The following is a 14,891-nucleotide window of genomic DNA, read 5'->3' as shown; positions in this document are numbered from 1 at the left end:
TTTCTTTATAGCTTATTTATTTTTAGATATTACTTTATATTTCTTACCAAATTCATGGAGAGTATAACTAACCGTTTTCAGTAATTCCCGTCGCGTTACAATCCCACAAAACTGATCTTGCTGATTAACAACAGCTAAAAAAGATTGGTCAATCATCAAATGAAGGTTCTCTTCAATATCAAACGGTTCTTGGATAACCGGTGCATCTGTTTGCATCACATCAGCAACTGTTAATTCGTTTAACTTACTAACATTAATTCGTTCTGTTTCCAATAGCCGATCAGTAATCATTGCTAACGATAACTGTCCTCGATAATGATTTTCATTATCAACAACGATAATTTTAGCATAACGATCCTTTGTCAATACCAAGAAAGCATGATCAAGACTGTTATTAACGTTAACCGTTGCCACTAAACTAGCAGGGATCATAAATTTTTGTCGTCGTTGAAGCATCATTTCTTGGAGGTGCTCTTCAATCATCAGTTTACCTCCTCTTTTTTTAAGAACGGTTAAATTCAAAATGCAACTCAGAAATAGGAACACAATTTCGGTTATAGTAGTCAACAATAAATTGCTGCTCCGTAACCTCTACAATTGCAAACGTTCCCCCAATTCGTGAATATTCCCCCCGAGGTAAACTAATACTACCAGGATTAATAAATAAAATTCCAGATTCCATTGATACTGCTAATTGATGAGTATGTCCATAACAAACTACTTGTTCATCAAGTGACTCAGCTTTAAGCATTAATGGTGTTAATGAGTAATTAACCCTATCATGATCACCATGGATTACTAAAAATTTCACCCCATTAACAGTTAACTGCAACTGTGCTGGATAATCTAATCCCCAATCATTGTTCCCCTTAACTGCTTTAAAGTTAGCCATTGCTTCAGAATCATTTTGCAATTCCGAGTCACCACAATGAATTAGAACATCCACCTGGTTAGCAAATTTTTCCTGGATATCCTCGAGAATTTTTCCATCACCATGATTATCACTTACGATTAGTGCCTTCATTACTTAGTTCCACCATTCTGCAAAGTGCTTCATAAATTCTGCCAATGCTTGACCACGATGACTAATTGAATTCTTTTGTTCTGCAGTCAATTCTGCCATTGAACTTTCGAATTGTTCAACATAAAATAACGGATCATAGCCAAAGCCATTTTTGCCGCGAGGACTAGTTAAAATCCGACCATCTACTCGGCCGTTTGCAACTAATTTTGTGCCATCCGGTTTTAACGCCACAATCGTAGTATGAAAATGGGCCGTTCTTTGCTCGGTAGGTACCCCTGATAATTCTCGAAGTAGTTTAGCATTGTTCGCTTGATCATCATGATCACCGGCATACCGTGCCGAATGAACACCAGGGGCACCATTTAACGCATCAACTACTAATCCGGAATCATCCGCCATTACCGGAATGCCAAGTTTTTCCATCACAGTCTGTGCCTTAATCGTAGCGTTTTCTAAAAAGCTTGTCCCGTTTTCGTTAATTTCAATTGACTGTGGGAAGTCGGCTAATGTCTTTACATCAATTTTATAAGGTGCTAACATCTCACGATATTCACGCGCTTTCCCCTGATTTTTCGTCGCAATTACAAGAGAATTCATTAATTGTCTCCTTCTATCATTAAATTATTGCAGCTATCATAATGACCCTGCAGCCACTTGTCTGCACCAGCAATTAAATCGTCACGATTACCAGTTGAATATAACCGATAGCTAGCAGGCTGACTGCTCAATAACTGCTTTTCCGTTAATATTTTCTTTACTTGATTAACGGTCTCCAATGCCGGATCAATCAACTCGACATTAGTTCCCAATTTTTGTTTGATTTCATTCGTAAGAAATGGAAAATGAGTGCATCCTAAGATTAACGCATCAACTGGTTGTTGAACAAAAGAAGCTAATTGTTCATCGACCGCCTTTTGTGCTTCAACAGTTCCCGTTTTTCCATGCTCAACAATTGCCACTAATGGTTGAGTGGCCTTACTAACCACTTTTACATCTGGATTAAGCTTTTGTAATTCCCGGACATAAGCCCCATCCTTAGTAGTTGAATCAGTAGCGATTACGCCAATCCGTTTTGCCTTACTTTCAATTGCAGCAGTAGCTCCGGGATTAATAACCCCAATAACTTGGATCGATAATTTCTTTTGAACAGTCGGTAGGGCAGCTGCTGTAGCAGTATTACAAGCAATTACCATTAGTTTAACTGATCGGGTCTCTAAGAAGCGACCAATTTTTAAAACTAATTGACGAATAAGTTCTTGTGGCTTAGTACCGTATGGAAAATGTCCTTCATCGCCAACAAAAATAACCGATTCGTTAGGTAGTTCCCGTTGAATTACCCGAACCACTGAGAGACCACCTAGTCCTGAATCCATAACACCAATTGGTCGATTATCCATTCTATGCACCCCATTTTTTAAATCCTTGAAACTACATTATTTAATCTTTTCAAATTTTTTGCAAGTTTTCGGGTAAAATTCCCGTTTTTTTCCTGATTATTCAGTATAATGGTATTGATTTTGCAAAAGGAGTATTAAGTTAATGAGCCAAAAGTTATATGATTCATTGTTAAATAGCAAACGGGGGCTAATGAACGGAAGTCTTCGTGATGTCATCTTACCAGCAATTCTTGGTAAAGAGGCAGACGAGATGCTCTATTGGATCGGTAAAGATATTGCCAGAGAGTTTCCCGTTGGCTCACCTGAGGATCTACAATTAATCACTAGCCAACTTGGCTTTGGCGACCTTTCATTACAAAAGAAAACGACCACTAGTCAATTATGGAGATTAGGCGGTCAAAGCGTCAAAGAACGAATTGAACAAAATGGTGAACAAACATCTTTTGGCCTTGAAATGGGGTTTATTGCCCAAGAAATTGAGTTTCAACTAATGACCGTTGCTGAAGCGGAAATTAGTGAATTAAAAAAAGATTGTGTATTTATTGAAGTAAAAAATGATCCTCAAACTGAAGCTGATAGTGAACGAACCGAATTAGTCACATTCCTTGATCTTCATAATTGCCAGCCTCAAAAAGATGATAAAAAGAAAAATGAATAAGAAAAGAGAGGGTGAAAAAACATTTCGTTTCTCACCCTCTCTTTTAATCTAGTCATTTTCATATTGTTCTAGCAATTGTTTCAATTGTTCTTTTGAATGATAACCAACAATCTTATCAACTATCTGACCATCTTTTTTGATCAATAAGGTTGGAATACTCATAATTTGAAATTCTTGAGGAACTTCACGATTCTGATCAACATCCATCTTAGTGAAATGAACATTAGGCATTTCTTCAGATAAGTTTTCAATTACTGGTGATTGCATTCGACAAGGGCCGCACCAGGTTGCCCAAAAGTCAGTTAAACTTAATCCAGTAGCAGTATCTTGTTCAAAGGTTTGATCAGTTGTTACTTTAACAGTCATATCAAATTCCTCCTCAATTGATTTATCCATAGTGTAGCAGAATCTAGGGTACTTGTCAGATAATATGCTTACTTTTCAAAAGTCTTTTACAAATTAACTATTGTTGCCCCGTCACCACCATTATTTGGTGCTGCATAGTCAAACGATTTTACACGCGGATTAGAACGAAGGTATTCTTGAGTTCCCTTCCGTAAGGCTCCCGTTCCCTTACCGTGGATAATCGTTACACTCGAAAGGTTATTCAGCAATGCATGGTCGATAAAGGCCGATAATTCACTCATTGCTTGTTCATAGCGGTGTCCCCGGAGATCAAGCCGGGCACTGGTATGACGAGTTTGTGTTGTCCGGACTCCAGAACCAACCTTTTCCTTTGCCCGTTCTTCCTTTCTTAACTGCTTGTGACTAATCTTTTCGAGATCATTTTCGTCAATTTCCATCCGGAGAATTCCAATCTGAACTTCCCACTTATGCTTACCACGCTTGGAGAGTAACTCTCCTTGTTGACCATAGGACTTAACAAGGACTGCATCCCCAACATGAAGGTCGTGTTTTTCCTTTGCCCGTCGTAATACGGTATTTCGCTTTAGACGAGGGTCTTCCCGGTGAAGAGCGTTTAATGCCCCCTGCGCATCAATTAACTCGTTTTCCTTAACGTTGCCAGCTTGGCTAATTTCTAGCTGACGCAAGTGATGAATTATCTGGTCTGCCTTTTTCTTGGCTACTGACACCTCATGATTGGCCTCATTCCGGGCCTTTGCTAATAAGGAGTCCCGTTGCTCATTAAACCGATCCAATTTTGTTATTAACTCAGCTTGTTTTTTCTGGTTTGCCGCCAGTAACTTCTGTAACCGCTCCTTCTCCTCACGGGCGGCCTTTCGCTGTTCAACTAATTCACCAATCATTTGGTTCAGATCCTGGCTATCCTCACTCACTAAGGATTTTGATTCTGTGATAATTGTTTCATTAATTCCTAGCCGTTGAGCAATTTCTACCCCATTTGAACGTCCCGGAATTCCTAAAAGCAAATGATAAGTTGGCTTGAGGGTTTCCTGATCAAATTCCATACTAGCATTAATCGTTTTGGACCGCTCATAACCATAAACCTTTAATTCAGGATAGTGAGTTGTAATTACGACCGTACTGTCCTTACTAGCAATATAATCTAAAATTGACATCGCCAAGGCAGCCCCTTCTTTAGGATCTGTTCCGGCACCCAATTCATCAAGAAGAACTAAACTCCGGTCAGTAATTCGTTCAAGAATTGACTTCACATTTTCCATATGACCAGAAAAAGTACTAAGATTTTGTTCAAGGGATTGTTCATCACCAATATCAGCATAGATATTATCAAAGACCGCAATGGTACTTCCTTCTTGGGCTGGAATAAATAAGCCTGCCTGTCCCATCATTTGAATTAGGCCAAAAGTTTTAAGGGTGATTGTCTTACCACCCGTATTTGGACCAGTAATCACAATCGCCTTATATTCATCACCAATTTTAATATCATTAGCAACGACTTTCTGTGGATCAATCAACGGGTGACGAGCCCGACGAATAATAACCTGGTTATCCGCACTTAATAATGGCAAACTATCTTGGTGATCTCGCGCATACCGTGCTTTAGCGTTAATAAAGTCTAAGTGCCCTAAAATCTTCGCATTTTCCTTAATTTCATCTTGGTAGGGCGAAATAAGGCTTGATAACTCGGCTAATACTTCTAAAATCGTCTGTTTCTCCTCTACCTGTGCTTGGCGAAGACGGTTATTATATTCAACAACTGCTGCAGGCTCAATATATAATGTTTGCCCACTTGCACTTTGATCATGAACGACCCCACCAAACTTATTCCGGTAACGGGCCAATACAGGAACAACGTAACGGTCATTCCGGACGGTTACAATCGCATCACTAAGGTACTTAGCATTTTTTCCTTGAGTAAAACGCTCCATCTGGTGGTGAATCTCTGTTTCTGTTTTGGCAATTAGACGGCGAATCCCATGAAGCTTGGTTGAAGCTTCATCAGTAACCCGCCCATCGGGATCAATTGACTGAATTAGTCGCTTAGTTACCGAAGGAATCGTTATTAACTGTTGGACTGCATCATTAATTACCCGAAGCTCAAACTTTTGCTGTTCCTTAAACTCTGTAAAGAAGTTTTTCACACTCATACTTGTCTGAAGAACCTTAGTAATTTGTGCAAGCTCCGTTCCGTTTAGGTTTGCATTAATCCGCAATCGCTTCAACTGAGGCTGAATATTTTTTAACTTTGGAATTGGAATACCACCTGTTAACCGTAAAATATCAGCACCGTCTGTCGTTTCATTTAACCAATATTGAATTTGATCATAGTCAGCTGATGGTGTTAATGCTACTAATTCTCGCTTACCCGAAGCAGATACAAGATAGCGTCCTAATCCATGCTTAATTTGATCAAATTCCATTGTTGAAATTGTTTTTTGATCCATCTTTTTTCCTTTCTAACCTAAAAGATTAATAACCGTTTGAGTTAAAAATGGTGTTTCCTTAATAATTAATTGGGCAACTTCCGAATTAGCTAGCTGGACTTGCCACCATTCCGCAGGATATAACTGAAATACCATAAGTACGATGAAGATAATTACATAACAAATGATCAGATCAATTGCCGCACCAATCCAGCGATCAATGGTTCCCAAGATAGGTAACCTTGCTAACCATTTTAGCCGACGCAATAGCACCCTAATAATCATCGTTAAAACTGTAAAACTGATAATAAATGCAATTCCGCGATAAAAGAATTGGTTAAGGTTTAAACTTGCGAGGCTTTCTCCTGAAATTGCTGTACTATGATTAATCTCAGGGAAAAGGCTCATTAGCCAATTTCCAGTCAGCGGGGCCAAGTATTTAGCACCAAAATAGCTAATAAAATATGTCAAAACGGAAATTACCATTGATAATAAGCCAATTCGGTAACCACGAATAACACTTATTAGTAGTAATAATAAAATAATAGTTGAAAGAATCAATTGCCTATCCCCTATTTAAAATAGGTAAACCAAATCAAAAGACTGGGATCGTGAACTAGTCACATCCCAGCCTTTTTAGAATAAAGTTAAATTAAGCTTTAAAGTTACCATCATTATCCAAGAAAGTATTTAAAACTTCTTCAACCATATCCCATTCTTTATCATCTTCAATTGGTACCAAATCTTCACCATCACCATCTTGATTATCGGCAATAGCGTAAGCTTGAATATCTACTGAGTCATCATTTTCTTGTTCAGCTGGATAAATGAAGATGTACGATTTACCCCAATCATCTGAATCAAAGGTAAAAAGCTCCTTAAAGAGCTGTTCATTACCATTTTCATCAATCAGAGTAATCATTTGATCATCCGTATTTTGTTGCTTACTCATTAATTTTTACCTCATTTCAATTTTTGGACAAGTTTTCCGTGTCGATCTAAATAACTTTGCAAAATAAAAGTAGCCGCCACTTCATCAATAACTTTTTTCTGCTTAGCCCGAGAGATATCAGCTTCCTCAACTAACATCCGGTGAGCTTCTACAGTTGTTAACCGTTCATCTTGAAAATCAATGGGAATCGATGGGAAACGCTTCTTAAGCAACTCACCATAATGATGAGAAGCCTCAACACGTGGGCCCTCAGTATTATTCATGTTCTTGGGTAAACCGATCACAAATCCCGCAACTTGTTTTTGCTTGACGATTTCGGCAACCCGGTCAATTCCAAAGACTTCCTCGTCTTCATTAATAGGGATAATCTCAACTGCCTGAGCGGTCCATCCCAGTGGATCACTAACTGCAATTCCTACGGTTTTAGAACCGACATCTAACCCTAATAATCTCATTTGGTTTCCCCATTATTCTTAAGGTATGACCGAACTAACTCTTCAATAATTTCATCACGTTCATGCTGACGGATTAAGTTCCGGGCATCATTTAAACGTGGGATATATGCTGGATCTCCTGAAAGAAGGTAGCCAACAATTTGGTTAATTGGGTTATATCCCTTTTCTTCTAGTGCTTCATAAACGGTCTTTAATGTTTGTTTAATATCCTCTTGGCTGTTTTGGCCAAAATCAAAAAACATTGTCTTATCATTATTCCCTGACACACTTGTCACCTCCAGTGACTATTCATAGTCTAATTTTACTATAATCACCGATAAATCACAATTCACTAGCATGAAAAATAGATCATGATCCAAACTTATTTCCCTAGTCCAGAGACAATTATACAAATTGGGCTCCAAAGTACGGAAAATCCAAACTCCGGAGCCCAATTATTTATGCGGAATATGAAAATGAAGCCGTAAATAACTTCTCCCATATTCTAATCTAAGACTTCACCATAATAATTCAATTAAAGTAAAGACAAAATATTTTTATTATTTATTTAAGTAATCGGCTGCTTGCTTCAATGCATCCTTGATTCCTTCAGGCTTCTTTCCACCAGCTTGAGCAAGGTTTGGCCGACCACCACCGCCACCATTAATAGCAGGAGCAATCGCCTTAATAAGGTCACCAGCTTTGAGGCCATCCTTAACCTTATCATCACTAACAGCAACCAATAAGTTGGCCTTGCCATCATTAGCAGTTCCGAGAACAAGGACATCTGAAAGATTCTTAGCACGCCAGCTATCAGCCAATTGACGTAATTGACCCATTCCAGCAACCTGAACCTCAGCAGCAATCAAACTTCCACCTTGAGTCTTTTGAACATTTTCAAAGACACTATTAGCTTGTTGGGCAGCAATCTTTGCTTGGAGAGTTTCACTTTGCTTTTGTGCTTCTTTAAGGTCACTTTGTAATGCTTCTACTTGGTGAGGAACTTCCTTAATTTGGGCAACCTTCAAGTCAGTAGCAACTTCATTAAGAAGGTCATCACGATCTTGAAGGAACTTAAAGGCATCGCTTGAGGTTACAGCTTCAATCCGCCGAACACCAGCACCTACTCCTCCTTCAGAAATAATCTTGAAAAGGCCAAGTTCGTTTGTATTCTTGACATGGTCTCCACCACAGAACTCGGTGTTATAATCACCGATCTTTACAACCCGAACCTTATCACCGTACTTATCGGAGAAGAGGGCAATTGCTCCCATTTCCTTAGCAGAATCAATATCAGTTTCAACGGTCTTAACCGGAATTTCCTTCCAGATTTGTTCGTTAACCATTTGTTCAACTGCCTTGAGATCCTTAGCAGTAACTTGACCAAAGTGGTTAAAATCAAACCGTAAGTAATGTTCTTCAACTAGTGAACCAGCTTGTTGAGTATGACCACCAAGAACGTTCCGAAGTGCTTGATCGAGCAAGTGAGTTGCAGTGTGGTTCTTTTCAATCTTTAAGTGACGGATCCGATCAACAACGAGTTTATAACGAGCACCCTTCTTCAATGGCTCATTCAATTCAACCCGGTGAAGGTTCTGCTGGTTAGGAGCATATTGAACATCAACAACCCGACCAACTTTCTTCCCGTAATTATCAATAATGTCACCAGTATCAGCAACTTGGCCACCCATTTCCGCATAGAATGGTGTTGTATCAAAGATCACTTCAATGTTCTTATCACCTGGTTGGGCTTCATCAGCTTGCTTACCATCATGAGCCAAGCCAATTACCTTAGCATTATCAACGGTTAAGTCGGTATAACCAACATACTTACTGTCTTCCTTGAAGTCAGTCCATAGATCGGTTTGAACCCCCATCCCGTTATCCATGTCACGAGCATTCCGGGCCCGGTTTTGTTGCTCAGTCATTGCAGCTTGGAAGCCTTTTTCATCAACACTTAAGCCTTCATCACTAGCATATTCCTTAGTTAGTTCAATCGGGAAGCCGTAAGTATCGTAAAGTTTGAAAGCAGTCCGTCCATCAATTTCATTAGTACCATCTTGCTTAGCATTAGCAATCACATTGTTTAAGAGGTTAAGGCCACCATTTAAGGTTGCGCTAAAGCGGTCTTCTTCAGACTTAATAACTGATGCAATGTAGTCAGCATTTTCAAGGACATCTGGGTAGTAATCTTCCATGATCTTACCAACGGTTGGGACCATCTTAGCAAGAAATGGTTCATCGATTCCCAGTTTCTTTCCGGCAACAACGGCACGCCGAAGTAACCGCCGAATAACGTATCCTCGACCAATGTTTGAAGGAAGTGCACCATCACCAATTGCAAAGGTAATCGTCCGAATGTGATCAGCGATGATCTTGAATTGGATGTCGTCTTCCTTATTCTCAGCGTACTTCTTACTACCACTAAATTCTTCAGTTTGCTTAATCAATGGCATAAAGAGGTCAGTTTCAAAGTTAGTTGGTGCATTTTCAAAGATCGAAACTACCCGTTCAAGGCCCATCCCCGTATCAATGTTCTTATGAGGGAGTGGTTCATAAGTATCTTCAGGAGTGTGGTTAAATTGACTGAACACAATGTTCCAAATTTCAAGGTAACGTTCATTTTCGCCACCCGGGTAATTTTCTGGATCATCGTCAGCCAAATTATTAAATTCTTGACCCCGATCATAGAAAATTTCAGTATCTGGACCAGAAGGACCCTGACCAATATCCCAGAAGTTATCTTCATCAGGAATCAAGTGATCCTTAGCGACACCAACTTCACGCCACTTATTATAAGCATCGTGATCCTTTGGATAGTAGGTAATGTAAAGTCGTTCTGGATCAAAGCCAAACCAATCATCACTGGTTAATAATTCCCATGCCCATGGAATAACTTCATTCTTAAAGTAATCACCAACTGAGAAGTTACCAAGCATTTCAAACATAGTATGGTGACGAGCGGTCTTACCAACATTTTCAATATCGTTGGTCCGGATACTCTTTTGTGAACTAGTCATCCGTGGATTTTCAGGAACAACTTTTCCGTCAAAGTACTTCTTCATTGTTGCAACACCGGAATTAATCCACAATAATGTTGGATCATTAACCGGGACAAGGGAAGCGCTTGGCATAATCTTGTGGCCGTGTTTTTCAAAGAACTTCAAGTACATCCGTCGTACTTGAGCACTATTCAGCTTCTTTAACTGCTTCATAATATCTCCCTTTCAAAAAACAAAATCCATCCCTGCTTTCAGAGACGCCGAACTGACGCGGTACCACTCTGATTGCAACGATGGATTTCGTTAACCTCTTATTTCTTACCCTAAGGCAAGTTCAATATCAAATTTTTCGTATGGGTAGCCCCACTTAAACCTCTTTCAACTGTCACACCAACCCAGTTGTCTCTGCAATCTAAGATTTAAATGGTATGTCCCAAACGAGTCATATTATAACTAATTATGGTTTCAAGATCAACGGCTATTTCGTTCCCGTCGGTGTTGCCGTTGACGAGCCCGCTTAGCCTTACGAATTTTATGCCGTAATTCAAGCTTCCGTTTCTGTTGTTCATCTTCACGGATTGCTCGCTTAATCCGTTTCTTGTAACCAGGTTTAACCTTCTTCTTCGTTTTCTTTACAAAGCCCTTCATCGTTGGATCAAGTTTAGCTTGCCGCCGACTATAGTTTTGTCGCCGGTTACGGTCGTGGGTGGTTACGATTCGGCCATGACGAATTTCTTTTGGTACAAACTTAATTCCCCGCTCTTCTAACTTAGCAATTAAGTCATCTTCAGAAGGTGCATAAAGAGTAATTGCAGTCCCGGTCATTCCATTTCGACCAGTCCGCCCAACACGGTGGATAAAGTATTCGAGATCACTCGGGATATCATCATTGATTACTAAAGAAACCCCATCAATATCAATTCCCCGCGCGGCTAAATCTGTCGCTACTACATATTGAAAATTGAGATCACGAATCTGACGCATCGTTCGTTTCCGGCGACGTGCCTCCAGACCTCCATGAATCAAAGCAACTTTTAACCCCTGTTCACCTAAGTAACGGGCAAGCTCAATTGCACGTTCCTTAGTATTAGCAAAGACTAAAGCCAAGTAGGGTTCCCCCATCGTGAGCAACTGGTAAATCAACTGGTTCTTATCGCGACCCTTAGTTGACATTAACCAGTTCTTAACATCAGGATTGATCACCGTTTCCGTTGGAATTTCTTCCATTACTGGATTCTCCATATATTTCTTTAAAAATGGTCGGAGCTTTTGCGGAATTGTTGCAGAAAAGACCATCATTTGTAAATCATCTGGGAAACGACTTGCAATTTGATCAACCTGATCCAAGAATCCCATATCAAGGGTCATATCAGCCTCATCAACAACAAACTTAGTAGCAGTATGGATATCAAGAGCCTGACTTTTGACCAAGTCTAGTACCCGTCCTGGTGTCCCAATTACTAGTTGTGGCTGCTGACGTTTTAATTGTTCAATTTGGTGTTGCTTATCCGTTCCACCAACATAATTATGAATTGTTACTGGCGTTGGTAAATGCTTATTTAATTGTTTAGCGGCAGCATAAATTTGGTAGGCTAGCTCCCGACTTGGAGTAGTAATCACAGCTTGAACTTCATGCTGATTTGGATCCAATTGAGAAAAAATTGGCAAGAGGAAAGCATGCGTTTTCCCACTACCAGTTGCTGATTGCCCAACAACACTTTCCCCCTTTAAGATTAACGGAATTACCTTCTCCTGAACTGGAGTTGGCTGATGAAAATTAATCTCCTTAATAGCATCTAATAAATACGGTTGTAATTTAAAATCTGCAAATGTTTTTTGTTGGCTCATTATTGGCCTCCCTTCCTTATTTTTGGTATTTACTTACTAACGTATCTAATTCTTTAACAACTTGTTCAATTTCATCACGATTAGCTGCCTTTGCACCACTTGCTAAGGGGTGACCACCACCATCATGCTGCTTGGCGAGTTCATTAATAACTGGTCCTTTTGAGCGTAACCGAATTCTAAAGTGACCATCTTCCTGCTCTACAAAGATTGCCCAGGCAAGGACATCTTGAATCCTTCCTGGAAGTGAAACAACAGCAGATGTACCAGATTCAGCAATCCCAAATTTAGCTAAGGTATCATTATCTAAAATAATATAAGCAGCACCACTATTATTAATCGTTAGGTTCTCATAAACATAGGCGGATAAACGAGCAACCGGTTCTGAAATTTCATTTTCCCGCTGGCTAATTGCCGCAGCATCGGCACCAGCTGCCATTAGTGCGCCTGCAACCAACATTGTTCGTGGAGTAGTAGCAGGATACAAGAACCGTCCAGTATCCCCAATGATACCCGCATAAAGTGCTGAAGCAGCCTTCTTCGGTAACTTTAATTCCTTTGCAAAGTGTTGATAAAAGGAGTAGATCATTTCCGAACAACTTGATGCTTCAGGTTCAACCCACATTAGATCACCATATGGTTCATCATTAGGGTGGTGATCAATCTTAATTAACTCATCACCATTATCAAACCGACGATCATCAATCCGCGGAGCATTTGCCGTATCAGTAACAATTACTAATGCATCGTCAAACACTTGCCCTTCAATATCATCCATTTGTCCAATCCAATCTAGACCAGGAATATCTTTTCCGACAATGTAAACTTGCTTATACGGGAAAGAAGCTTTGATAATCTCAGCTAAACCAGTCTGTGAGCCAATTGCATCCGGATCGGGACGTTGGTGACGGTGGATAATGATCTTATTATATTTTTTTATTTGTTCAAGAATTGCTTCTAATTGATCAGCCATGTTGTATCTCCGTTTCTAAATTAATGCTTTTTAAATTATATCACTGCTAACTAGTTCGATTAAAACATTAATTCTATCGACAAAGCAATTAAAAGTCTAGGTTTACTATATAAAAATGAGTCTAGGCACTCACTTATGAATACCTAGACCCATTTATAAAAGAGGAAAGGCCTAATATAAAATCGTGGACAACTCCATATCATCCTTTCCGTTTTATTATTAGTATTTAAATGGTTTACTTCTTAGCCTTGTCCATTGCGTGGCCACCGAAACCATTCCGCAATGCAGAAACAACCTTACCATCGAAGCTGTCATCTTGCATTGAACGGAAACGAGCACTCAATGCTTCGTAAATAACTGGAGCTGGAACATGCTTGTCCATTGCATCCATCAAAGTCCAGTGAGCTTCACCAGAACTGTGCATCCGACCAGCAATCTTATCAAGGTGTGGATCCTTTTCAAAGGCTTCTTGAGCCAATTCCATCAGCCATGAACGGATAACTGAACCATGGTTCCACATCTTAGAAACAGCAGCGTTATCGTAATCAAAGTCAGAAGCTTCAAGGATTTCGAAACCTTCACCAATTGCTTCCATCATACCGTATTCGATAGCGTTGTGAACCATCTTAAGGTAGTGACCTGAACCAGCCTTACCAGTGTAAAGGTAACCGTCCTTTTCAGCGATACCATCGTAAAGTGGGGCAAGACGTTCGTCAAAGACTTCCTTGTCATCCCCACCGATCATGAAGTTACCGTCTTTAAGGGCACCCTTCCAACCACCGGAGGAACCGCAGTCGAAGTAGTGAATACCCTTTTCAGTAAACATGCGGTTGTGACGCATAGAATCCTTCCAGAAAGTATTACCACCGTCAATAACAACGTCATCGGCATCAAGTAATTCAGCTAACTTGTCCATGGTTTCGTCAGTTGGCTTACCAGCAGGAACCATTACCCAAACTGTACGAGGCTTGTCAAGCTTAGAAACCATTTCTTCCAAGCTGTAAGCCTTAGTAGCACCGTAAGAACCTGCTTCGTCAACAAGGTCCTTGCTTAAATCAAAGGCAACAACATCGTTACCATTGTTCATCATGTTTTGGGCAAGGTGAATCCCCATCTTACCTAAACCAATCAATCCAATTTGCATTCTAAAATTCCCTCCTGTTTTACAGTCGTGATGAGCGAAAATGCAACACTCAATAGTAATAATGGTAATCAATTATTACCATTATGAAATTGCAAACTAAAAGGCTTGCAATAACATTCTTTAAAAGTGTCCCACGTTTTGCCAAACGTGTCAATTACTTTTCGTCATTATCAGCATCTGATGCTGGTGCTTCACTCTTGGCAGAATCAGATGCAGCTAGCTCTTCTTTTGCATCTGAGCTAGCTTCAGCCTTTTCAGATGATTCCTTGGTTTCCTTACTTTCAGCCTTATCTTCTGCATCAGCAGCAGGCTTAACAACCCGCGCAATTGCAACCATATCAAAGGTTAAGTAAATTCCTTCACAGTCTAAAGTAACTGTCCGGTCTTCACGGTTAATTGAATCAATCTTCCCGTGCATCCGACCAATAGTGACAACTTCATCACCCTTGTGCAACTGACTCATCATATCTTGATGTTGCTTCCGTTGCTTTTGTTGTGGGCGAATCATAAAGAAATACATTAAAGCAATCATCAGAATGATCAAAATCATTCCAGAATAACTGCTGGCACTGTTTGATGCAGCACCGAGGTTTAAAAAGTTTAACCCGTTCACTGAATATCCATCCCTTCAAAATTCTTCAAGTTTAACTGT

The 14,891-nt window shown here is 39.9% G+C and carries 16 protein-coding genes; 1 reads left to right on the top strand and 15 read right to left on the bottom strand.

What is annotated here, in order from left to right:
- Positions 1 to 12: 12 nt before the first annotated feature.
- Genes cbpB through murI form a run of 4 tightly spaced genes read right to left on the bottom strand, consistent with a single transcriptional unit; the run spans position 13 to position 2,421 of the window.
- Positions 13 to 483 carry a cyclic-di-AMP-binding protein CbpB gene (cbpB, locus tag NFR46_RS07080; protein WP_251575968.1) on the bottom strand — a complete coding sequence of 157 codons (471 nt, stop codon included), beginning with the start codon at positions 481 to 483 and terminating at the stop codon, positions 13 to 15.
- A 19-nt stretch (positions 484 to 502) separates the two neighbouring features.
- On the bottom strand, positions 503 to 1,024 hold the full coding sequence (locus tag NFR46_RS07075) for a metallophosphoesterase (protein WP_251575966.1): 522 nt from the start codon (positions 1,022 to 1,024) through the stop codon (positions 503 to 505).
- A 3-nt stretch (positions 1,025 to 1,027) separates the two neighbouring features.
- Positions 1,028 to 1,621, bottom strand: a complete 594-nt coding sequence (locus tag NFR46_RS07070; protein WP_251575964.1) for an XTP/dITP diphosphatase — start codon at positions 1,619 to 1,621, stop codon at positions 1,028 to 1,030.
- Positions 1,621 to 2,421, bottom strand: a complete 801-nt coding sequence (murI, locus tag NFR46_RS07065) for a glutamate racemase (protein ID WP_251575962.1) — start codon at positions 2,419 to 2,421, stop codon at positions 1,621 to 1,623. The genes NFR46_RS07070 and murI overlap by 1 nt, the downstream gene beginning before the upstream one ends.
- A 142-nt stretch (positions 2,422 to 2,563) precedes the next feature.
- On the opposite strand from murI, the gene NFR46_RS07060 reads away from it, so the two are divergent.
- Positions 2,564 to 3,079, top strand: a complete 516-nt coding sequence (locus NFR46_RS07060) for a DUF2507 domain-containing protein (protein WP_251575960.1) — start codon at positions 2,564 to 2,566, stop codon at positions 3,077 to 3,079.
- 48 nt (positions 3,080 to 3,127) lie between these two features.
- Here NFR46_RS07060 and trxA read toward each other — a convergent pair whose 3' ends face one another.
- From trxA to yajC, 11 genes are all read right to left on the bottom strand, one after another.
- On the bottom strand, positions 3,128 to 3,445 hold the full coding sequence (gene trxA / locus NFR46_RS07055) for a thioredoxin (protein WP_251575958.1): 318 nt from the start codon (positions 3,443 to 3,445) through the stop codon (positions 3,128 to 3,130).
- An 86-nt stretch (positions 3,446 to 3,531) separates the two neighbouring features.
- On the bottom strand, positions 3,532 to 5,910 hold the full coding sequence (locus NFR46_RS07050) for an endonuclease MutS2 (RefSeq protein WP_251575955.1): 2,379 nt from the start codon (positions 5,908 to 5,910) through the stop codon (positions 3,532 to 3,534).
- 12 nt (positions 5,911 to 5,922) lie between these two features.
- Positions 5,923 to 6,450, bottom strand: a complete 528-nt coding sequence (locus tag NFR46_RS07045; RefSeq protein ID WP_251575952.1) for a CvpA family protein — start codon at positions 6,448 to 6,450, stop codon at positions 5,923 to 5,925.
- A 91-nt stretch (positions 6,451 to 6,541) separates the two neighbouring features.
- Complete coding sequence (locus tag NFR46_RS07040) at positions 6,542 to 6,841, bottom strand: DUF1292 domain-containing protein (protein WP_191684292.1); 300 nt, start codon at positions 6,839 to 6,841, stop codon at positions 6,542 to 6,544.
- Between the two features lie 11 nt (positions 6,842 to 6,852).
- Positions 6,853 to 7,296: a Holliday junction resolvase RuvX gene (gene ruvX / locus NFR46_RS07035; protein ID WP_191684291.1), complete on the bottom strand. Its 444-nt coding sequence runs from the start codon at positions 7,294 to 7,296 to the stop codon at positions 6,853 to 6,855.
- Positions 7,293 to 7,538, bottom strand: a complete 246-nt coding sequence (locus tag NFR46_RS07030) for an IreB family regulatory phosphoprotein (protein ID WP_191684323.1) — start codon at positions 7,536 to 7,538, stop codon at positions 7,293 to 7,295. Before NFR46_RS07030 ends, ruvX begins: the two co-directional genes overlap by 4 nt.
- 297 nt (positions 7,539 to 7,835) lie before the next feature.
- Positions 7,836 to 10,490, bottom strand: a complete 2,655-nt coding sequence (gene alaS / locus NFR46_RS07025; RefSeq protein ID WP_251575948.1) for an alanine--tRNA ligase — start codon at positions 10,488 to 10,490, stop codon at positions 7,836 to 7,838.
- A 258-nt stretch (positions 10,491 to 10,748) separates the two neighbouring features.
- Positions 10,749 to 12,125, bottom strand: a complete 1,377-nt coding sequence (locus NFR46_RS07020) for a DEAD/DEAH box helicase (protein WP_251575946.1) — start codon at positions 12,123 to 12,125, stop codon at positions 10,749 to 10,751.
- Positions 12,126 to 12,141: 16 nt separating this feature from the next.
- The gene (locus tag NFR46_RS07015; protein ID WP_251575943.1) at positions 12,142 to 13,095 is read right to left on the bottom strand and encodes a DHH family phosphoesterase; all 954 of its coding nucleotides are present in this window, start codon (positions 13,093 to 13,095) and stop codon (positions 12,142 to 12,144) included.
- Positions 13,096 to 13,330: 235 nt separating this feature from the next.
- Entirely contained in the window at positions 13,331 to 14,239 is a 909-nt protein-coding gene (gene gnd / locus NFR46_RS07010; RefSeq protein ID WP_191684287.1) for a phosphogluconate dehydrogenase (NAD(+)-dependent, decarboxylating), read from the bottom strand.
- Between the two features lie 154 nt (positions 14,240 to 14,393).
- Positions 14,394 to 14,852: a preprotein translocase subunit YajC gene (yajC, locus tag NFR46_RS07005; RefSeq protein ID WP_251575938.1), complete on the bottom strand. Its 459-nt coding sequence runs from the start codon at positions 14,850 to 14,852 to the stop codon at positions 14,394 to 14,396.
- Positions 14,853 to 14,891: the final 39 nt, after the last annotated feature.

The organism is Limosilactobacillus agrestimuris (assembly GCF_943193105.1).
In the GTDB taxonomy this organism is placed as follows: Bacteria; Bacillota; Bacilli; order Lactobacillales; family Lactobacillaceae; genus Limosilactobacillus; species Limosilactobacillus agrestimuris.
This window is presented reverse-complemented; position numbering and strand designations above follow the sequence as displayed.

What these genes read in the sequence shown, in the direction of transcription:
- cbpB (WP_251575968.1), bottom strand. Translation starts at nt 483, where the DNA reads ATGATTGAAGAGCACCTCCAAGAAATGATGCTTCAACGACGACAAAAA.
- NFR46_RS07075 (WP_251575966.1), bottom strand. Translation starts at nt 1,024, where the DNA reads ATGAAGGCACTAATCGTAAGTGATAATCATGGTGATGGAAAAATTCTC.
- NFR46_RS07070 (WP_251575964.1), bottom strand. Translation starts at nt 1,621, where the DNA reads ATGAATTCTCTTGTAATTGCGACGAAAAATCAGGGGAAAGCGCGTGAA.
- murI (WP_251575962.1), bottom strand. Translation starts at nt 2,421, where the DNA reads ATGGATAATCGACCAATTGGTGTTATGGATTCAGGACTAGGTGGTCTC.
- NFR46_RS07060 (WP_251575960.1), top strand. Translation starts at nt 2,564, where the DNA reads ATGAGCCAAAAGTTATATGATTCATTGTTAAATAGCAAACGGGGGCTA.
- trxA (WP_251575958.1), bottom strand. Translation starts at nt 3,445, where the DNA reads ATGACTGTTAAAGTAACAACTGATCAAACCTTTGAACAAGATACTGCT.
- NFR46_RS07050 (WP_251575955.1), bottom strand. Translation starts at nt 5,910, where the DNA reads ATGGATCAAAAAACAATTTCAACAATGGAATTTGATCAAATTAAGCAT.
- NFR46_RS07040 (WP_191684292.1), bottom strand. Translation starts at nt 6,841, where the DNA reads ATGAGTAAGCAACAAAATACGGATGATCAAATGATTACTCTGATTGAT.
- ruvX (WP_191684291.1), bottom strand. Translation starts at nt 7,296, where the DNA reads ATGAGATTATTAGGGTTAGATGTCGGTTCTAAAACCGTAGGAATTGCA.
- NFR46_RS07030 (WP_191684323.1), bottom strand. Translation starts at nt 7,538, where the DNA reads ATGTTTTTTGATTTTGGCCAAAACAGCCAAGAGGATATTAAACAAACA.
- alaS (WP_251575948.1), bottom strand. Translation starts at nt 10,490, where the DNA reads ATGAAGCAGTTAAAGAAGCTGAATAGTGCTCAAGTACGACGGATGTAC.
- NFR46_RS07020 (WP_251575946.1), bottom strand. Translation starts at nt 12,125, where the DNA reads ATGAGCCAACAAAAAACATTTGCAGATTTTAAATTACAACCGTATTTA.
- NFR46_RS07015 (WP_251575943.1), bottom strand. Translation starts at nt 13,095, where the DNA reads ATGGCTGATCAATTAGAAGCAATTCTTGAACAAATAAAAAAATATAAT.
- gnd (WP_191684287.1), bottom strand. Translation starts at nt 14,239, where the DNA reads ATGCAAATTGGATTGATTGGTTTAGGTAAGATGGGGATTCACCTTGCC.